A 17,585-nucleotide genomic window follows, 5' to 3' on the forward strand; every position below is an offset into this window, starting at 1 on the left:
TTGTGTGCGTGCGGACTGTCCCGCCCTCCCCCATCCCCGCCCTTTCGGGGGGGCCCGGGGGGCCGCGCGCCGGGGTACCGCCCCCTGCGCACGTCCGTACGGCCGTCAGCCGAGGAAGTCCCGGCCGATGCGCTCGGCGACCCGCTCCAGGATCGGACCGGCCTCCGCGATGCACGTCGCCACGTCCGGCTCGACCTCCGTCAGCGGGTACGCCCGGCGGATCCCGGCCCGCCCCAGCGCCTCCGGCGGCAGCGCGAGCCGCCCGCACACCGCGACGACCTCCTTGCCCGCCGCCCGCGCCGCCGCGGCAACCCCTGCCGGCGCCTTCCCGTGCAGCGTCTGCTCGTCCAGCGAGCCCTCACCGGTGATCACCAGCGAGGCCCGCTCCAGGGCGGGCGCGAAGCCGAGGACGTCCAGCATGACCTCGATGCCGGGGCGGAAGCGGGCGCCGAGCAGCAGCGCGCCGTAGCCGATGCCGCCCGCAGCGCCGGCCCCCGGGGACGCCGCGTACCCGGCGGCCCGCGGACCGGCCTCGGCCTCCAGCACCTTCGCGAAGTGGGCGAGGGCCGCGTCCAGGGTCGCCACGTCCTCCGGCGTGGCGCCCTTCTGCGGGCCGTACACGGCGGGCGCGCCCTTCGGGCCGGTCAGCGGGTTGTCGACGTCGCTGGCGAGCACCAGCTCCACCGAGCCGAGGCGCGGGTCGAGACCGGACAGGTCCGCGCGGGCCAGCGAGGCCAGCCCGCCGCCGCCCGGCGGCACCGGCTCGCCGTCCTCGTCCAGGAACCGGGCGCCCAGCGCGGCCAGCATGCCCGCGCCGCCGTCGGTCGTGGCGCTGCCGCCGACGCCGAACACGATCGTCCGCGCGCCCGCGTCCAGCGCGGCGCGCAGCAGCTCGCCGGAGCCGTACGTCGAGGACGTCAGCGGGGCGAAGACCCCGGCCGGGAGGCGCTGGAGGCCGCTGGCCTCCGCCATCTCCACCACCGCGGTGTCGCCGCGCAGCGCGAACGCCGCTGTCACCTCGTCGCCGAGCGGCCCGGCGACCCGTACCTCGCGACGCTCGAAACCGGCCGCGACGGCCGCGTCCACGGTCCCGTCACCGCCGTCGGCCACGGGCAGCGCCTCGACCGAGACGTTCGGCGCGGCCCGGCGCAGCCCGGCCGTCACCCGCTCGGCGACCTGTACGGCCGTCAGCGAGCCCTTGAACTTGTCCGCGGCGATGAGCACCCGACGGGTGTCGTCCATTGCAGCGTCCGCCACCTTGCTTTCCCCTTGCTCTCCGGGCCCCGCGCACGTCAGGGCCAGTCGCGCCGCTGCGACCTTAACCTCAGGGGGCCCTCGCCGTCATGCCCCGACCGAGGGCTGGAAGGCTGCCGGGGCTGGGACGATGATGTCCATGACCAACCTGCTCGTCCTCGGCGGCAGCGGCCGTACCGGACGCCTGGTGCTCGCCCAGGCCGCCGCCCGGGGGCACCGCGTCCGCGCGCTGGTCCGCGATCCGGACGCCGTCCAGGCCCCGCCCGGCGTCGAGCTGATCCGGGGCACGCCCGCGGACCTCGGCGATCTGCGCAGGGCCGCCCGGGGCAGCGAGGCGGTGATCAGCGCGCTCAACAACGCCCGCGCCTCCGACAATCCCTGGGCCCGGCCCGTCAGCCCGCCGATGTTCATGACCGACGCGGCCCGCGACACCCTCACGGTGATGGGCGAGGAGGGCATCCGCCGGATCGTCCTGGTCTCCACCCGGGGCGCCGGGGACGACTGGGCCCGGATGAACCCGGTGGCCAGGGCCTTCGTCAGGGCGTCCCGCATCAGGGCGAGCTTCGCCGACCACCACGGCGTCGACCGGGTCGTGCGTGCCTCCGGCACCGACTGGACCCTCGCCCGGGCCGTCACCCTCACGGACCGGCACCGGCCGGCTGGCGCCCCGGTACGCACAGCGGAGGCCGGCCACGGCAAGCCAGGGATGTGGCTCAGCCGCGCCGGCCTCGCGGGCTTCCTGCTGGACGCGGTGGAACAGGGGACCTGGGTGCGCCAGGCCCCCCTCGTGTGGGACGCCCGGGGCTGACCCGGGCCGCCGTCACAGCGTCCCGGTCGTGCCCTCCCCGGCGGCGCTGCCCGCGAGCCACTCGGTCCAGCCCAGGTTGAAGTCGGCGTAGCCGTTGTCGGGCGAGGCCTTGGCGCGGGACGAGCCGGTGATGGTGACCGGGTCGCCCTGCTTGACCTGGTTGTAGAACCACTTGGCGTCCGACATGGACAGGTGCACGCAGCCGTGCGAGCCGCGGGCGCTGCCGCTGCCCGGGTTGGGGTCGCCGGTGGAGTAGTGCACATAGGTGCCGGACTGGGTCAGGTGAACGTCCCAGGGCAGCGTCAGGTCGTAGTAGTTGGGGCTGCCCTTCTGGCAGCTGATGCCGACGCTACAGGAGGTCATGTGGACCTTCTCCTGCTTGTCGATGACGGCCATGGTGCCGTTCCACGTCGGGTACTGCGGGCTGCCCGCGTTGATCGACAGGGTGCGCACCGGCTTGCCGTTGCGGCTCACCTTCATGGTGTGGCCGGTCACCGAGACGTCCGCGCGGACGTCGTCGCCGATGGTGAAGGTGTGCGTGTAGTTGTGCACGCCGTAGCGTCCGTTGCCGTTGGTGACGCCGGTCAGATCGGCGTCGATCTTCACCTTCGTACCGGACGGCCAGTAGTCCTTCGGCCGCCAGTCGGCGCGCTTGTCGCCGAACCAGTGCCAGGCGCCCGTCACCGGCTGGGAGGCGCTCACCTTCAGGTGCTTCTCGACCGCGGCCCGGGCCTTCGCCGCCACCGGGTCGGTGAAGACCACCGAGATCGGCATGGCCACGCCGACCGTGGCGTTGGACTGCGGGGTGATCGTCTCCAGGAGCATCGGCGGGCCCGCGGGCTTCGTCGGCGACGGAGAGGCGGTCGCGCTCGGCTTGCCCGGCGCCTTCGCGTCGTCCGTGCTCGTCTTGTCGCTGCCGCCCCCGCCGCAGGCGGTCGCGCTCACCAGCATTGCACCCGTGACCAGTGCGATCCCTATGCCGCCCTTGCGCCGTCCCACGACCTGCCCCGCTCTCTCGCTCCTCGGCCCACACGGGCCCGACTCCCTGTCAGACAGTGTGATCCCGGGGCCCAGTTGCGCGCGTTGTGTAAAGCGTGTCCCAAAAACCCGGCGGCGCCACGGACACGCCCGCCGACGCAAGCGCTGCGATCAAGACATGCACATGGCTATATAGTTCCGGCCCGGGTCGATCTTCGACCCGGGCCCCGACGTCGGTCGACACAGCGACGCGCGGTCCCACTTCCATGCCATTACCCGGGCCCCGCATGCCCGGCCGCACCATATCGGGGGAATCGTGTCGTCCATCCGCCATGCCCTGGCCACCACCCTGCTCGCCTGCGCCGCGCTCACGCTGACCGCCTGCGGGCCCGACGACGGGGCCGACGCCACCGGCACCGCCGCTCCCTCCGCCACCGCGAGCCAGGGCGCCAAGGGCGACGCCGCCGGCAAGGGCGGCGCCAAGGACAAGGGCGGCGCCAAGGGCGGCTGCCACACCCTCGCCCCGGGCCACAAGTACGTCCTGGTCGAGAGCGTCTCCGGCGCCATGAACACCATCACCGCCAAGGACGCCACGCAGAACTGCAACCCCGACGAGGGTGCCTTCTACCAGGCGAACGGCAAGGAGAACACGTACACCGTCGCCTCGGGCGACACCCCGATCTACCCGCTGCACATGAAGAAGGGCCCGAAGAAGATGACCGCGCAGAACGGCGGCATCTCGCATGTGCGGATCTGCGCCGACGGCACCGCGCAGGACACCGGCCCGAAGGTCGACACCAGCGACTGCTACGGCGAGAACTACTACGACATCGCCGTCAACAGCGCCGGCAAGATCACCGAGATGACGGAGCTGTACGGCTCCTGACCCGCCGGGGCGGGTCCGGGAAAACGGGTACACCCCACCCATGAGCAGCACACCCACCGCCACCATGGACCCCGCCGATCTCGCCGACCGCGTGCACGGCGGCTGGCTCGGCCGGATCGCGGGGAACATGCTCGGCAAACCGGTCGAGCAGGGCGAGGTGTGGACCCGGCAGCGCATCGACCGCTATCTGCGCCGGGCCGCCGCTCTCCCGCTCACCGACTACCTCCCGGAACCCGCCGACGCGGCCGACGCCGCCGACCTGCGCCCGGAGTGGCGGGACTGCGTGCGCGGGCGGGTGCACGGCAGTGTGCGCGACGACGACGTGGACTACGCGATCCTCGGACTGCATCTGCTGGAGACCCACGGCTTCGGCTTCAGCACCGAGCAGGTCGGCGATCTGTGGCTGCTCAGGCTGCCGTACCGGCAGACCTTCACCGCCGAGCGTGCCGCCTACCGCAATCTCGCCAACGGGCTGAGGCCGCCGCTGACGGCGACGTACGACAACCCCTACCAGGAGTGGATCGGCGCCCTGATCCGCGCCGACGTCTTCGGCTGGACCTGCCCCGGCGATCCGGCCCGCGCGGCCGGGCTGGCCCGCCGGGACGCGGTGCTGTCGCACTCCGGCAACGGTGTCTACGGCGCCATGTGGGCGGCCGCGCTGGTCGCGGCCGCCTTCACCGCGCCCGCCGTCCGGGACGCCCTGGAGACCGCGCTCGGTGTGATCCCGGGGAGCAGCCGGCTCGCCCGCACCGTGCGCCGGGTGATCACCCTGTACGAGACCGGGCTGGCCTGGGAGGAGACCGTGGCCACCCTGTCCGCGGAGACCGCCGGGCTCGGCTGGATCCACACCGTGCCCAACGCCGCCGTCCTCACCGCCGGACTGCTGTACGGCACGGGCGACTTCACCCGGACCCTGGCCCTGACCGTGCGCGGCGGCCTGGACACCGACTCCAACGGGGCGACGGCCGGCACGGTGGCCGGGGTGCTGACCGGCGCGGCCGCGATCCCCCGCCAATGGAAGGAACCGCTCCAGGACACGGTGCGCAGCGCGGTGTTCGGCTTCGACGGGACGCGGATCAGTGCGCTGGCCGAACGCACCCTGCGCCTGGTGACGAGCGGGCCGTAGCCCGGCCGCGGCTGGATACCCTTCCTGAATGACCTCGACGCCTGACTTCGCCTCGTACATCGCGTCCCTGCCCCGCGTCCTCGTGGGTGCCGCCGCGCTCTTCCGCGACGCCGAGGGCCGCGTGCTGCTCGTCGAACCCAACTACCGTGACGGCTGGGCCCTTCCGGGCGGCACCGTCGAGTCCGACGACGGGGAGTCCCCGCGCCAGGGCGCGCGCCGCGAGACGCTGGAGGAGATCGGCCTGGACCGCGAGCCGGGCCGGCTGCTGGCGGTGGACTGGGTGCTGGGCCCGGGGCGACCGCCGCTGGTGGCGTACCTGTACGACGGCGGGGTGCTCACCGAGACCGACCTCAAGGCGATCCGCTTGCAGGAGGAGGAGCTGCTGTCCTGGCGGCTGGTCCCGCGCGCGGAACTCGCCGACCACCTCCCCGGGGCGCTCGGGCGGCGCGTGCTGACCGCGCTCGACATCCTCGCGGACGGCTCCGGCACCGCCGAGCTGGAGAACGGCCACCGCGTGGCCTGAGGGCCGCGGGGCCCGCCGAGGCGTAGGAACGCGAGGCCGTCGCCGCGGCCCTGCCCGACCTCTCCCGCCTGACGGAACGGGGTATGCGCGCGGCGACGGCACCCGTGCGGCCGCCGCCCTGAGCGGCTCGGTCCCCGACGCCCCTCGGCTCGGGGTCCCCCTCGCGCAGGGTCTCTTCACGGGCCGCAGCCCGCGCCTCTGGACGGTTCCGCGCCCGATGGGGTCACGGACGGCACCCGGCGCGGGCCGCCGGTGCCGGTTCGCCGGCCCCGGGGAGGCCCGTTGCAGGCCCGGCGGATTCGCGCGCCAGGTCCCGCACGGCTTCCGCGATCGGGGCGGGAACGCGCGACCAGTCGATGCCGGTGAAGCGGGCCCGGAGCCGGGCCGCCGTCGCGGGCCCGGGTGCGTACCGGCGCAGCACCGGGTGATCGATGCCCCGGCTCAGGCACTGCTCCGCTGCGGTGACGACTTCCTGACGAGACGGTACGCATTCCCACGCCACCTGCGACGCATCCATGAGGGACTCCCAGACCGGAAGGTTCCGCGGATCCGCCAACAGGCTTTCCGTCACCCCGAGAAGTCCGCGGGCGTAATCTTCACCCAGAAACGCGGCCGTCATGAGATAGCAGTAGCAGCACTTGGGGCATCGGCCGCACCAAGGTTTCGCGTAGTTGCACGAATGCGTCCGGCGAAGCAGGTCCGGCCGGGTGGCGACCACGCGGTAGATCATGTGGTCGTAGAGGCCGCGCAGCGTGGAATCGAACCCCGTGAACCAGTCGCAGCCGGTGAGCTCCGAGAACAGACGCGACGATATCGCCTGGTACTCCGCGCTCTTGCGCCACTGATGGTTGATCTCCTCGCCGTCCCACCTCACGTGAGCGTCATCCGCGGACCGCTCGATGTTGAACCAGACGCGTTCATGGCCGCCGTGCAGGATGACCGGCATGTAGCCGACGTAGCAAGCGGTGTGCCCGACCGCGAAGTCGGTGTGGAAGTGGTCCACCGTCACACCGGCGTCGGCGAACTCCGCGGCCGGCCGGCGGTAGAAGTCGTCCTGGACGTACACACGGACGACCCCGGTCCCCGGCGCCGCCGCACCGGACCTCACCTCGTCCAGCAGCCGGCGCTGGAGGTCATGCCCGCCGCCGACCGGCAGGTACCCCTCGTACACGTCGTGCTCGATTCCGCTCCGGGCGAGGATCATCATTCCGGCCAACGTGTCCTTGCCGCCGCCATTGGTCAGCAGGGCCCTGTTTCCGGCCTGCGGCCTGCCGCCTCCGCCGCGCACGACGGCCGACGAGTGCGCGGGAGAGAGCAGTTCCGGTGCGCCGTCGCGGTACCGGATCCCGTTGCGGTAGCGCCACTCACCGAACTGGCTCAGGAAACAGCGCCGCCAGGCTCTGCTGATCACGGCATCGCAGGGCAGTTCGGGCGGCAGGACAAGCCGCTCGCCCCCCAGCGCGAGGAAGCGCATGGCATCCCAGGCGATCAGCGAGCTGACCAGTCGCAGACCGTTCTCCCGGGTCGGCATGGGACCGAACACGTCGGACCATGCCGGAATCGAGCTGTAGGAGATGGTGGAGGAGAAGGACATACGCCCGACGTGCACGCGGTAACTCAGCCTGGCGGGTCCGTCATCGAGCGAGAAGTCACGCACCACTGCGTCGAATTCCGGCCGGGCGGTGAGAGAACCGGTCGGGGCCGGAGGTGATGGACGCGGTTTCACGGCCATGGGGGCTCCGCCACTCCTGTGAAAGCGACTCCGTTTTCACCTTAGGAGCGCCGAGGTCGGTTCGCCACCGGGCCGGCCGACGCCCCGCCGTGGCAGGAGCCGCGCCTACGCCCGGGGTGCCCGGCGGCGGGGCATCAGCATGAAGGCCACCACCGCCACGACGAAGGGCAGGACGCTGACGGTCAGCATCGTGAGCCGCAGTCCCTGGGCGAAGTCCAGCCCGAGGTCCAGTCCGGAGGCCTGGCGGAGCAGGTTGGGGTCGTACACGGTGCTGCCCGGGCTCTGTGCCATCCCGCTGCGCACGGCGGTCACGGCCTGATCGGCCTGGGTCACCGACAGCCCGCGTGACGTCGCGTCCGCCTGCCACTGCCGCCGGAAGAAGAAGTCGAGGATCAGCAGGTAGACGGTGGGACCGAACGCGGCGCCGGTCACCGCGAACGCCATCTGGACGGAGGCCACGGTGCCGGAACGCCCGGGTGGTGCCTGGGAGAGCACGGTCTCGGACACCGACGTGGAGGCGACCACCGACCCGAGGTTGCACATCCATGTGGCGAGCACGAGCAGCCACACCGCCATGGTCGGGCCGGCGGTGGCCGCCATGAGCAGCCCGCTTCCCGTCATCACCAGCAGGCCGGTGACCATCACCGGCCGCGGGGTGTACGTCCCGACCAGGCGCCCGGCCAGGGTCACGGCACCGGCGATCAGCAGCGTGCCGGGCAGATACAGCAGGCCGACGGACTCGGGGGACAGGGCCAGCACCACTGCCGAACTGCCCGAGGACGATGCCGAACCCGGCGATCAGGAAGTTCAGTGTGAAGGTCGCCGCCAGGGCGACGCTGAACGGTGCGCTGCGGAACAGCGTCAGGTCCAGTGCGGGCTCGGGGGTGCGCCGCTCGTGCAGCACGAACAGCACGGCCGCGAGGACGCTGATCAGCAGCGGCACCCAGGTCTGGAACCGCAGAACGCCGTTCTGCGCGGCGGCGAGACCGACCACGAGGGCCAGGAGGGTCAGGCCGATCAGGGCGATACCCGCCATGTCGAGGCGACCGCCCTGCCGGACGGACGACTCCGGGGCGTACCGGGCGGTCAACCAGAGCGAGACCATGCACAGCAGCGGGGCGACCAGGAACAGGAGCCGCCAGCCGACGGCCTCCACCGCCCAGCCCGTGAACGCGGGAACCAGTCCGCACAGGATCACGTCGACGGCCATCAGGAGACCGATGGCCACCGGTCGCTTCTCCGGTGCCACGGACACCTTCAGCAGGGCCAGTGGCACTCCCAGCAGCGCGGTCATCCCCAGCCCGGCCAGGAAGCGCATCGTCAGCAGGTAGCCGTAGCCGGGAGCCAGCATGGCGAGCAGGTCGACGACGGTCACGACGACCAGTCCCAGCATCAGCAGCCGCTTGAGGCCGACGGCGTCTCCGAGCCTGCCCGCGCCGAGAACGGAGGCGGCCATCACCAGCGTCGCCGCTCCGCCCAGCAACCCGATCCCCTGCGGCGGCACATGGAGAGCCCGGCTGACCTCCGGCATGTTCAGGCTGAGCACCAGCGGGTCGACGACCGTGACCGTGAAGGCGAGGGCGAGTCCGATGATGAGCGGCAGCGGCAGCGGGGCAGTGCGTGGCCCGGCCTCCGGCACCGCGGTGTCTCCTGTGTTTCCGCGCCGCATACCGGTCGACGGTAGCCCGGTCCCCGCGGGCCCCCGCGCCGACGCGCCCGGAAGACCGGCATTCGGCCCAGTGGGGTCCGGTGCCGTCCGGGTTGGTCACCGTCCTGGGCGCGATGGTGCCACCGATGCCGTGGGGCCGGCCACCGGGATCCGGCCGCCCGGCCGGCCGCGCCCTGGAATCCGTTCGCCTCACGCGCATGGGCGTCCTACCCTCGGCCCATGAACAGACCGCTCGTCGCCGTCCTCAGTGGCGCCGGTATCTCCACCGACTCCGGTATCCCGGACTACCGCGGCCCGAACGGACTGTGGCGGCGGGATCCGGAGGCCGAGAAGCTCGTCACGTACGAGTACTACATGAGGGACCCGGAGATCCGGCGGCGGTCCTGGCAGATGCGGCGCGCCACCAGCAGCCTGCGGGCCGAACCGAACGCCGCGCACCGGGCGGTGGCCGAGCTGGAGCGGTCCGGCGTCCCGGTGCGGGTGATCACGCAGAACGTGGACGGGCTGCACCAGCTGGCCGGGATGCCCGCCCGCAAGGTGCTGGAGCTGCACGGCAGCGCGCACGGCGTGGTGTGCACCCGGTGCCATGCCCGGGGGCCGATGGAGGAGGCGCTGGCCCGGGTGGCGGCCGGCGAGGCGGATCCGCCGTGCCTGGTCTGCGGAGGCGTGCTGAAGTCGGCGACCGTGATGTTCGGGGAGCGGCTGGACCCGGAGGTGCTCGGCCAGGCCCTGTCGGTCAGCAAGGCGTGCAGCGTGTTCTTCGCCGTCGGCAGCAGCCTCCAGGTCCAGCCGGCCGCCGGGCTGGTCGGTGTCGCCGCCGACCACGGCGCCCGGCTGGTGATCGTCAACGCCGAGCCGACGCCGTACGACGAACTGGCCGACGAGGTCGTACGGGAGCCGATCGGCACGGCGCTGCCCAGGCTGCTGCGCGAGCTGGCCGAACGGGCTCAGAACAGCGCCTGAGCCGTCCCCGCCTCGAAGTCCAGCAGCCGCTTCTTGCGGTCCAGGCCGCCGCCGTATCCGGTGAGGCTGCCGCCCGCGCCGACGACCCGGTGACAGGGGACGATGATGCCGATGGGGTTCCTGCCGTTGGCGAGCCCCACCGCGCGGGAGGCGCCCGGGTTGCCGAGGGCGTCGGCCAGTTCGCCGTACGAGCGGGTCTCGCCGTAGGGGATGCGGCGCAGCTGTTCCCAGACGCTGCGCTGGAACGGCGTGCCGTGCAGCCTGAGTTCGAGCGTGAACTCCTTGGACTCGCCGGCGAAGTAGGCCGCGAGCTGCTCTTGGGCCTCGGCGAAGGGGGTGTCGTCGGGGTCGCCGAAGGTCTCCTCGGGCGGACGGTGGCGCTGGGCCTCCATGTACAGGCCGCAGAGGACGCCGTCGTCGGCCACCAGGGTGAGCGGGCCGTACGGGCTGTCGATGACCGTGTGCTGTTTCACTGCATGTCCTTGTGTTCTCGGTCGCTGCCGGGTGCCGGGAGGAAGTTGATCGGGTGGCTGTCGGTCGCCCACAGATACTGCACGGCGTACGCCCGCCAGGGCCGCCAGGCGGCGGCGCGGGCGGTGAGCGCGGCCGGGGTGGACGGCAGCCCCAGCCCGCGTGCCGCGCGCCGGATTCCGAGGTCGGTGGGGAGGAAGGCGTCCGGGTCGCCGAGGGCGCGCAGGGCGATGACCTCGACGGTCCAGGGGCCGAAGCCGGGCAGAGCGAGGAGCCGGGAGCGGGCCTCCGCCCAGTCGGACTCCACGCCCAAGTGAAGCGTCCCGTCGGCCAGTTGGCGGACGAGGTGGGTGAAGGTGGCGCGCCGGGTGCGGGGCATCGCCAGGGTCTCGGGGTCCACGGCGGCGAGCGCGTCCGGGGCCGGGAAGAGGTGGGTCAGGCCGCCCTGGGGGTCGTCCAGCGGTTTGCCGTGCGCGGTGACCAGCCGGGCCGCGTGGGTGCGGGCGGCGGCCGTGGACACCTGCTGGCCGAGGACCGCGCGTACGGCGAACTCCGCCTCGTCCACCGTGCGTGGCACCCGGCGGCCGGGGCCGGCGGCGACCAGCGGGGCGAGCAGCGGGTCGGCGCCCAGCCGGCCGTCGACGGCGACCGGGTCGGCGTCCAGGTCGAGCAGCCGCCGGCAGCGGCTGATCGCCACGGTGAGGTCGCGCAGGTCGCTGAGGGTGAGGCGGCAGGCGATGTGGTCGGGGCGGGGGGCGAGCGCGACGATGCCGTGGCCGTACGGCAGGCGCAGCGTGCGCCGGTACGCGCCGTCGCGCCACTCCTCCACGCCGGGTACGGCGGTGGCGGCGAGATGGCCGAAGAGGTTGGACGGGTTGAGCGGGGCGCGGAACGGCAGCCGCAGAGTGAGGGTGCCCGGGGTGGCGGGGGTGGCGCGGTCGCCGGGGACGCGGGCGCGCAGGGCGCTCGGGGAGAGGGCGAAGACCTCGCGGACGGTGTCGTTGAAGGCGCGGATCGAGGAGAAGCCGGCCGCGAAGGCGATCTCCGCCATGGGCAGCGCGGTGGTCTCGATCAGCAGGCGTGCGGTCTGGGCGCGCTGGGCGCGGGCGAGGGCGAGCGGGCCGGCGCCCAGTTCGGCGAGGAGCTGGCGCTCCACCTGCCGGGTGCTGTAGCCGAGCCGGGCGGCGAGCCCGGGCACCCCCTCGCGGTCCACCACTCCGTCGGCGATCAGCCGCATGGCGCGGGCCACCAGGTCGGCGCGCTGGTTCCACTCCGGGGAGCCGGGGCTGGTGTCCGGGCGGCAGCGCTTGCAGGCCCGGAACCCGGCCTGCTGGCAGGCGGCCGCGCTCGGCAGGAAGGTCATGTTCTCGGGCTTGGGCGGGACGGCGGGGCAGCTGGGCCGGCAGTAGATCCGGGTGGTCAGCACGGCCGTGAAGAACCACCCGTCGAACCGCGCGTCCTTGGACTGCACGGCACGCACGCAGTGCTCCCGGTCGAGGTGCGTCGCGTTCTGCATGCCTCCAGGATCGTGCAGCGGCCCCCGACACGGCTGGCGGAAATCCGACACGTGCGTGCGCGGCTGTGAGCGAGGGGGCGGGGGCGCCCCTTTCCGTAAGGCCGCCCCCGTACCGTCCTGGTTCACGCGCTCCCCTCCCTCAGCCGCCGCCAGTGCCCTCCTGGACCGGCGCCGTCAGCGCCGTGGGCGGGGTGCTGGGCGGGCTGGTCGAGGGCGGTCGACGTGCCCCGGGCTGGCACCGCGGGTGCCGTGGGGGCGTGCTGGGCGGGCTGGGCGGGCTGGTCGAACTCGGCAGGCTCACCCATGCCACCCGTGTTCACCTCCCCCTCCCCCAGCCGCTGCCGATGCGTGCGCGCCGTAGGCCCCCGGGGGGCGGTCAGTGGTGGTCGCGGAAGCGGCTGATCCATTCGGCGGTCGTGCGCAGGCCGCCGAAGGTGTAGAAGTGCACCTTCACCTCGCCGTGCCGGGCCGGGTCGTACCGCTCGGCCAGGGTGTGCAGGAAGCGGTCCGGGCCGGTGGTGCCCATGAGGTTGGTCAGCGAGAAGCCGTACTTGCGGGCCACGGAGGCGCTGGTGGCGACGCCGAAGCGGGTGGCGTAGCCGAGCAGCCGGCGGACTCCGGCGGGTCCGGGCACGCCGATGCGGACGGGCAGCCGTACGCCCCGGGCGCGGGCCGCTTCCAGCCAGCCGAGGACGGGATCGGCGTCGAAGCCGAACTGGGTGATGACATCGCCGGTGAACCGCTCGGCGCCGATGGCCGCGGCCTTGTCGGTGAGGGCGGACCAGAGCGTGCCGTCGGCTATCGCGGGATGGCCCTCCGGGTAGCCGCTGATACCAATGTGCCGGACGCCGTGCCGGGCCAGCAGGCCGGTGCGGATGAGGGAGAGGGCGTCCGGGTAGGGGCCCTCGGGGCGGGCGGGGTCGCCGCCGACGACGAAGACGTTCTCGGCGGTGCCGTCCGCCGCCAGCGCCGAGAGGAACTCCTCCAGGGCGGGGCGGGAGGGCAGGCGGCGCGCGGAGATGTGCGGGACGGGGACGAAGCCGAGCCGCTTGACCGCGCGGGCGGCGGCGAGCCGGGTGCCGAGGTCCTCGTTGGCGAGGAAGGTGATGTTGATCCGGGTGCCCCGCGGGATGCTGCCCTGCGCCTCCTCCAGCGCGGGCACGTCCTTGCCGGTCATCTCCAGCGAGAAGTCCTCCAGCAGGGAGGCGGCCGGCGCGGCCGGCGAGGAGGACGCGGTGCGTGCGGGGTTCATCGTGCTCCTTGTGGGGGCTGGGTACGGCCGGTGGCGGCTAGGGCCTGTCTTTCGGATCCTGCCGGCGTCGCGGGCCCTGGCACGCACATCTGCCGCGTTGTCGTCCCTCGCCGACGCTCCGCGTCGACTCGGTCCTCCGCCTTGCAGCTGCACGCACCAGACCCCGCTCGGGTCGGCCGAGAAGGCTCCGGCGCCGCAGCCGACCTGATCCGAAAGACAGGCCCTGGGTGCGGCCGCGTTCGGAACCTCGGCCGATGATGCCACGCACGGCACGGACGCCGGACGCCGCCCGGTGCCCCAGGGGACACGACTCGGCCGGCCGCGGGGACGTGCTGCCGGGCCGGCCGGTGCGGGGAGACGGTGTTTCAGGGGCGGGGGCGGGTGAGCTGGGCGGTGAGGAGGTGGGCGTCCAGCAGGCCGGGGTCGGCGGTGCGGGCGGCGCGGGCGTAGCCGGCGAGCATCCGCTTGGTCAGGGTGACCGCCTCGGCGGAGCGGCGGACCAGCGGGCGGACCCAGGCGCCGATCACCCGGTCCAGGTCCTCGCGCGGCGCCGTACGGTGCAGCAGGCCGAGCCGGTGTGCGGTGGCCGCGTCGAAGGTGTCGCAGGTCAGCATCAGTTCGCGGATGCGGGACGCGCCGGCCTCGGCGACCAGCCGGCCCATGGCGCCGCCCCAGGCCGGGGGGAGGCCGATGCCGATCTCGGGCATGCGGAAGCGGCAGTCGTCCGCGCCCGCGCGCAGGTCGCAGTAGGAGGCGAGGGCGAGGCCGGCGCCGATGACCTTGCCGTGCAGCCGGGCGATGGTGACGGCGTGGGTGTTCTCCAGGGCCTCGCACACCCGGTGCGCCTTGTCGGCGATGCGGCGCAGGGCGGCGCCGGTGGGGTCGGCGTCCAGGGCCGCCTGGTACTCGGCGCGGTCGGCGCCGAGGCAGAAGTCGTCGCCGTCGGCGGTCAGCAGCAGCACCCGGACGTCGGGCCGCTCGTGCAGACCGTCGAGCAGGGCGAGGAGTCCGTCCAGGACGGCGAGGGTGAGCGTGTCGCCGCCGAGCCGGACGGTCAGCACGGGGCCGTCCTGGTCGGTGTCGAACGCGGTCCCGGGCAGCGGGTCGTAGAGGCTGGTCATGTCGGTCATACGAGGGTGACGTCCAGGTTGAGCAGGCGGCGGAAGGCCACGCGCGGGGCCCAGGTCGGCCGGCGTACGAGAGTGAGCCGCGGGAAGCGCGTGACCAGTTGGTGCAGGAGGGTCTGGGCCTCCATGCGCGCGAGGGGCGCGCCGAGGCAGTAGTGGGCGCCTCCGCTGAAGGCGAGGTGGCCCGGTTTGCGGTGCAGGTTGAACAGTTCCGGGTCCGGGTGCCGGGCGGGGTCGCGGTGGGCCGCGCCGACCAGCAGGTGGACCATCTCGTCCTTGCGGATGTCGACGCCGCCGAGGACGCAGTCGCGTGCGGAGACGCGGCTGATCACATGGGTGGGCGGGTCGTAGCGCAACGATTCTTCTACGGCGGCGGGGACCAGGTCGGGCTGGAGGACGAGCCGCTGCCACTGCCGGGGGTGGTCCAGGAGCAGCAGGGTCATGGTGGACAGCAGGGTGGCCGTGGTCTCCAGGGCGGCCAGCAGCACGAACAGGGCCAGGAAGTAGACGGCTTCGTCGGCCTTGTCGCGGTCGCTCTCCAGGGTGTCCCACACGGCGAGCCAGCGGGACACCGGGTCGTCGCCGGGCCGTGCGCGGCGTTCCCGCACCAGGTCGGTGAAGTAGGTGCGCAGTTCCGCGGTGGCCGCGTCGGAGAGGGCCAGCTGGCTGGCCGAGGGCAGGAGTTCCTGGGTGAACACCTGGTCGTGGGTCAGCTCGCGCAGCCGCGCGTGGTCGGCGGTCGGCAGGCCGAGCCAGTGCCCGATGACGGCGACCGGCAGCTCCTCGCTGACCAGCGCGTTGAAGTCGGCCTCACCGTCGTGCAGCCGCTCCGCGAGGGTGTCGAGGCTGCGGCCGGTGAACCGGGCGACGGGGCCGCGGAGTTGGTCGAGGGAGCTGCGGTCGAACATGCCCGCCGCGCGGCGCACCCAGGTGTGCTCGGGCGGGTTGAGCGCGGGCAGGGTCCGGCTCATCTCCCGCGAGGAGGGCGCCGTCCACCGGGTGCCGGAGCCCTGCTGCTCGCGCCAGCGGCTGTCCGGCTCCAGCCAGTCACGGCTGCGCAGCACCCGGTCGCACACGTCGAAGCCGGTGAGGAGGTACCCGCCCCAGGGCGCCGCCGCGACCTCGCCCCTCGACCTGAGTTCGGCGTAGACAGGGAACGGGTTGGCCTGTCCCTGTGCCGTCCGCAGACGGGAGAAGAGCGAGACGGTACGGCGCCTGTCGGCAGGTGGTCTTATCGCAGCGGTCTCCACAACGGCCCTTCCTTGATCCAATTGATCGGCCGCCGCCATGCATACCCCTTGCTTGACGGGTACATACAAAATGACGATTCAACGATGAGTTGCCTTCGTCACTCTCCTCGGGTCCAGGCCAGGAACCGGCTGAACAGACCCGGCTTGGGCTTCGGCGCGGTGGGCCGGTCGGTGGACGAGGCGGCCGCAGCGGCGGGGGCGGCCGGCTGCTGTTCCCGGGCCGGCGCGGCGGCCGGACCGATCGTGCGCGGGGTGAACCGCACGGGCAGCGCCACCAGGGAGCGGCTCCACGGGGCCGGAACCCAGCTCAGGTCCTTGAACGGCGCGCGGACCTCGATGTCCGGCAGCCGGTTGAGGAGGGACTCCACGGCGGTGACGGCGATCACGAAGGCGGGGTCCTTGGCGGGGCAGGCGTGCGGCCCGGCCCCGAAGGCCAGATGTGCCTTGGCGCTGAGCTGTTCGCGGTGCTCGGCCAGCCGGGGGTCGGTGTTGGCGGCCGCGAAGGAGATGACCACCGGGTCGTTCGCCCTGATCACGCGCTGCCCCAGCTCCACGTCGTGGGTGGGGTAGTGGGCGGCGTAGTTGGCGATCGGCGCGTAGTTCCACAGGACCTGGTTGACCGCGTCCTCGACCGGGAGGTCCGTCTGCCACTCCTCGCCGAGGATCAGCGCGCTGGTGGTGCCGATGACCGCGGACAGCGGGGTGGTGCCGCCGGACAGCAGGGTCACCAGCTGGTGCAGCACCTCCTCGTCGGACAGGCCCGCCTGGTGCTGCATCAGACGGGTCGTCAGGTCCTCGGCCGGGCGGCGCCGCTTGAGGGCGATCAGCTCGGACAGCGCCTCGGCGAGCACCTGGTCGGCGCCGGGCGTGCCGGAGAAGATGCCGCTGATGCCGGTGATGACCCGGTCGCCGATCTCGGGCGGGCAGCCGAAGAGTTCGCTGAAGACCAGCAGCGGCAGCGGCTGCGCGTACTCGGCCATCAGCTCGGCCTGGCCGAGCCGTTCGGAGCTGAACCGGCTGATCAGGTAGTCGGCGGACTGCTGGGTCTGCCGTACCAGCTGGAGTTCGTTGACGGTGGCGAGGCTGTCGGTGACGGCCTGGCGCAGCCGGGCGTGCGCGGCGCCGTCGCTGAACAGGGCGTTGGGCCGGTAGCCCATCATGGGCAGCGCGGGGCTGTCCTCGGGGACGCGGCCCTCGTTCAGGGCGTTCCAGCGCCGTGAGTCCCGGACGAACGACGCGGGGTTCTGAAGGATGTACAGCGCCGCGTCGTAGCTGGTGACGAGTTCGACCTCCACCCCGGGAGCGATGTCGACGGGCGCGCTCGGGCCGAGGGTGCGCAGGTAGGCGTAGTGCGCGTCGGGGTCGGAGCCGAACTGCGGGCCGTAAAGCTGGGGGTTGCCGCCGTGGGCGGGGCAGCCGGGGGGCGGCCCTTGTATGCCGGGGCGCTGCTGCATAGGGGGTGGGCTCCTAGTAGGTGAGGGACAGAAGGTGGTGCACGAGGGTGATGAGGGCGTGTGCCGCGGACTGCTCGTCGCGTACGTCGCAGGGGACGACGGGCGTGTCCAGGGACAGGTTGAGCGCCTCCCGGATCTCCTCGAGCGGGTAACGGGGCGTGCCGTCGAAGTAGTTGACACCGATGGCGTAGGTCAGTCCGAACCGCTCGACCAGGTCCAGTACGGGGAAGGACTCGGAGAGCCGTTCGGGGTCGACCAGGACCAGTGCGCCGAGGGCGCCCCGGGACAGCTCCTCCCACATCTCCTTGAAACGTTCCTGCCCGGGCGTGCCGAACAGGTACAGGACCACCTCCTCGTTGATGGTGAGGCGGCCGAAGTCCATGGCGACCGTGGTGGTGGTCTTGTCCGGGGTGCCGGACAGGTCGTCGAAGCCCTCGCTGGCCTCGGTGATCTCTTCCTCGGTCCGCAGCGGCTCGATCTCGGAGATGCTTCCGATGCACGTGGTCTTCCCGACCCCGAAGTGCCCCACCACGAGGACCTTCACCGCGGTGCGGACACCTGAATCCAGGTACACGA

General features: G+C 72.9%; 17 protein-coding genes and 1 pseudogene. 5 read left to right on the forward strand and 13 right to left on the reverse strand.

The window, feature by feature from the left end:
• Positions 1-105 precede the first annotated feature (105 nt).
• Positions 106-1,242 carry a glycerate kinase gene (locus tag ACFVIU_RS15435; RefSeq protein ID WP_385842943.1) on the reverse strand — a complete coding sequence of 379 codons (1,137 nt, stop codon included), beginning with the start codon at positions 1,240-1,242 and terminating at the stop codon, positions 106-108.
• A 151-nt stretch (positions 1,243-1,393) separates the two neighbouring features.
• Here ACFVIU_RS15435 and ACFVIU_RS15440 point away from each other — a divergent pair, with 151 nt between their 5' ends.
• On the forward strand, positions 1,394-2,062 hold the full coding sequence (locus tag ACFVIU_RS15440; protein WP_385842944.1) for an NAD(P)-dependent oxidoreductase: 669 nt from the start codon (positions 1,394-1,396) through the stop codon (positions 2,060-2,062).
• Between the two features lie 12 nt (positions 2,063-2,074).
• On the opposite strand, the gene ACFVIU_RS15445 is transcribed toward ACFVIU_RS15440, so the two are convergent.
• Positions 2,075-3,013, reverse strand: a complete 939-nt coding sequence (locus tag ACFVIU_RS15445; RefSeq protein WP_385843027.1) for an Ig-like domain-containing protein — start codon at positions 3,011-3,013, stop codon at positions 2,075-2,077.
• Between the two features lie 343 nt (positions 3,014-3,356).
• On the opposite strand from ACFVIU_RS15445, the gene ACFVIU_RS15450 reads away from it, so the two are divergent.
• Genes ACFVIU_RS15450 through ACFVIU_RS15460 form a run of 3 tightly spaced genes read left to right on the forward strand, consistent with a single transcriptional unit; the run spans position 3,357 to position 5,575 of the window.
• On the forward strand, positions 3,357-3,926 hold the full coding sequence (locus ACFVIU_RS15450) for a hypothetical protein (protein WP_385842945.1): 570 nt from the start codon (positions 3,357-3,359) through the stop codon (positions 3,924-3,926).
• Between the two features lie 40 nt (positions 3,927-3,966).
• The gene (locus tag ACFVIU_RS15455; protein ID WP_385842946.1) at positions 3,967-5,052 is read left to right on the forward strand and encodes an ADP-ribosylglycohydrolase family protein; all 1,086 of its coding nucleotides are present in this window, start codon (positions 3,967-3,969) and stop codon (positions 5,050-5,052) included.
• A gap of 28 nt (positions 5,053-5,080) precedes the next feature.
• Entirely contained in the window at positions 5,081-5,575 is a 495-nt protein-coding gene (locus ACFVIU_RS15460; protein ID WP_385842947.1) for an NUDIX domain-containing protein, read from the forward strand.
• 223 nt (positions 5,576-5,798) lie between these two features.
• Here the strand turns inward: ACFVIU_RS15460 and ACFVIU_RS15465 are convergent, their stop codons facing one another.
• The 3 genes and pseudogenes from ACFVIU_RS15465 to ACFVIU_RS15475 form a co-directional block, all read right to left on the reverse strand.
• Positions 5,799-7,307, reverse strand: a complete 1,509-nt coding sequence (locus ACFVIU_RS15465; protein WP_385843032.1) for a hypothetical protein — start codon at positions 7,305-7,307, stop codon at positions 5,799-5,801.
• A gap of 105 nt (positions 7,308-7,412) precedes the next feature.
• Positions 7,413-8,069, reverse strand: a complete 657-nt coding sequence (locus ACFVIU_RS15470) for a hypothetical protein (protein WP_385843033.1) — start codon at positions 8,067-8,069, stop codon at positions 7,413-7,415.
• Between the two features lie 139 nt (positions 8,070-8,208).
• Positions 8,209-8,976: pseudogene (locus ACFVIU_RS15475) on the reverse strand (MFS transporter); the annotation flags it as partial.
• Between the two features lie 219 nt (positions 8,977-9,195).
• On the opposite strand from ACFVIU_RS15475, the gene ACFVIU_RS15480 reads away from it, so the two are divergent.
• The gene (locus ACFVIU_RS15480; RefSeq protein WP_385842948.1) at positions 9,196-9,939 is read left to right on the forward strand and encodes an NAD-dependent deacetylase; all 744 of its coding nucleotides are present in this window, start codon (positions 9,196-9,198) and stop codon (positions 9,937-9,939) included.
• Here ACFVIU_RS15480 and ACFVIU_RS15485 read toward each other — a convergent pair.
• The 8 genes from ACFVIU_RS15485 to ACFVIU_RS15520 all read right to left on the reverse strand — a co-directional run bounded on the left by ACFVIU_RS15485 (position 9,924) and on the right by ACFVIU_RS15520 (position 17,583).
• Entirely contained in the window at positions 9,924-10,412 is a 489-nt protein-coding gene (locus ACFVIU_RS15485; protein ID WP_385842949.1) for a methylated-DNA--[protein]-cysteine S-methyltransferase, read from the reverse strand. The genes ACFVIU_RS15480 and ACFVIU_RS15485 overlap by 16 nt on opposite strands.
• Entirely contained in the window at positions 10,409-11,926 is a 1,518-nt protein-coding gene (locus ACFVIU_RS15490) for a DNA-3-methyladenine glycosylase 2 family protein (protein WP_385842950.1), read from the reverse strand. The genes ACFVIU_RS15485 and ACFVIU_RS15490 overlap by 4 nt, the downstream gene beginning before the upstream one ends.
• 122 nt (positions 11,927-12,048) lie before the next feature.
• Entirely contained in the window at positions 12,049-12,231 is a 183-nt protein-coding gene (locus ACFVIU_RS15495; RefSeq protein WP_385842951.1) for a hypothetical protein, read from the reverse strand.
• A 71-nt stretch (positions 12,232-12,302) separates the two neighbouring features.
• Positions 12,303-13,178: a methylenetetrahydrofolate reductase gene (locus ACFVIU_RS15500; RefSeq protein WP_385842952.1), complete on the reverse strand. Its 876-nt coding sequence runs from the start codon at positions 13,176-13,178 to the stop codon at positions 12,303-12,305.
• A gap of 365 nt (positions 13,179-13,543) precedes the next feature.
• Positions 13,544-14,299, reverse strand: coding sequence for an enoyl-CoA hydratase/isomerase family protein (locus ACFVIU_RS15505; RefSeq protein ID WP_385843029.1), 756 nt, complete (start codon positions 14,297-14,299; stop codon positions 13,544-13,546).
• A 5-nt stretch (positions 14,300-14,304) separates the two neighbouring features.
• Entirely contained in the window at positions 14,305-15,555 is a 1,251-nt protein-coding gene (locus ACFVIU_RS15510; RefSeq protein WP_385842953.1) for a cytochrome P450, read from the reverse strand.
• 98 nt (positions 15,556-15,653) lie between these two features.
• The gene (locus ACFVIU_RS15515) at positions 15,654-17,009 is read right to left on the reverse strand and encodes a cytochrome P450 (RefSeq protein ID WP_385842955.1); all 1,356 of its coding nucleotides are present in this window, start codon (positions 17,007-17,009) and stop codon (positions 15,654-15,656) included.
• Positions 17,010-17,022: 13 nt separating this feature from the next.
• Entirely contained in the window at positions 17,023-17,583 is a 561-nt protein-coding gene (locus ACFVIU_RS15520; protein WP_385842956.1) for an ATP/GTP-binding protein, read from the reverse strand.
• Positions 17,584-17,585: the final 2 nt, after the last annotated feature.

The organism is Streptomyces sp. NPDC127190 (genome assembly GCF_042672505.1).
Lineage (GTDB): Bacteria > Actinomycetota > Actinomycetes > Streptomycetales > Streptomycetaceae > Streptomyces.

Bases quoted from the DNA above. Each gene is read 5' to 3' on its own strand.
- ACFVIU_RS15435 (WP_385842943.1), bottom strand. From the start codon at position 1,242: ATGGACGACACCCGTCGGGTGCTCATCGCCGCGGACAAGTTCAAGGGC.
- ACFVIU_RS15440 (WP_385842944.1), top strand. From the start codon at position 1,394: ATGACCAACCTGCTCGTCCTCGGCGGCAGCGGCCGTACCGGACGCCTG.
- ACFVIU_RS15445 (WP_385843027.1), bottom strand. From the start codon at position 3,013: ATGCTGGTGAGCGCGACCGCCTGCGGCGGGGGCGGCAGCGACAAGACG.
- ACFVIU_RS15455 (WP_385842946.1), top strand. From the start codon at position 3,967: ATGAGCAGCACACCCACCGCCACCATGGACCCCGCCGATCTCGCCGAC.
- ACFVIU_RS15460 (WP_385842947.1), top strand. From the start codon at position 5,081: ATGACCTCGACGCCTGACTTCGCCTCGTACATCGCGTCCCTGCCCCGC.
- ACFVIU_RS15465 (WP_385843032.1), bottom strand. From the start codon at position 7,307: ATGGCCGTGAAACCGCGTCCATCACCTCCGGCCCCGACCGGTTCTCTC.
- ACFVIU_RS15480 (WP_385842948.1), top strand. From the start codon at position 9,196: ATGAACAGACCGCTCGTCGCCGTCCTCAGTGGCGCCGGTATCTCCACC.
- ACFVIU_RS15490 (WP_385842950.1), bottom strand. From the start codon at position 11,926: ATGCAGAACGCGACGCACCTCGACCGGGAGCACTGCGTGCGTGCCGTG.
- ACFVIU_RS15495 (WP_385842951.1), bottom strand. From the start codon at position 12,231: ATGGGTGAGCCTGCCGAGTTCGACCAGCCCGCCCAGCCCGCCCAGCAC.
- ACFVIU_RS15500 (WP_385842952.1), bottom strand. From the start codon at position 13,178: ATGAACCCCGCACGCACCGCGTCCTCCTCGCCGGCCGCGCCGGCCGCC.
- ACFVIU_RS15505 (WP_385843029.1), bottom strand. From the start codon at position 14,299: ATGACCAGCCTCTACGACCCGCTGCCCGGGACCGCGTTCGACACCGAC.
- ACFVIU_RS15515 (WP_385842955.1), bottom strand. From the start codon at position 17,009: ATGCAGCAGCGCCCCGGCATACAAGGGCCGCCCCCCGGCTGCCCCGCC.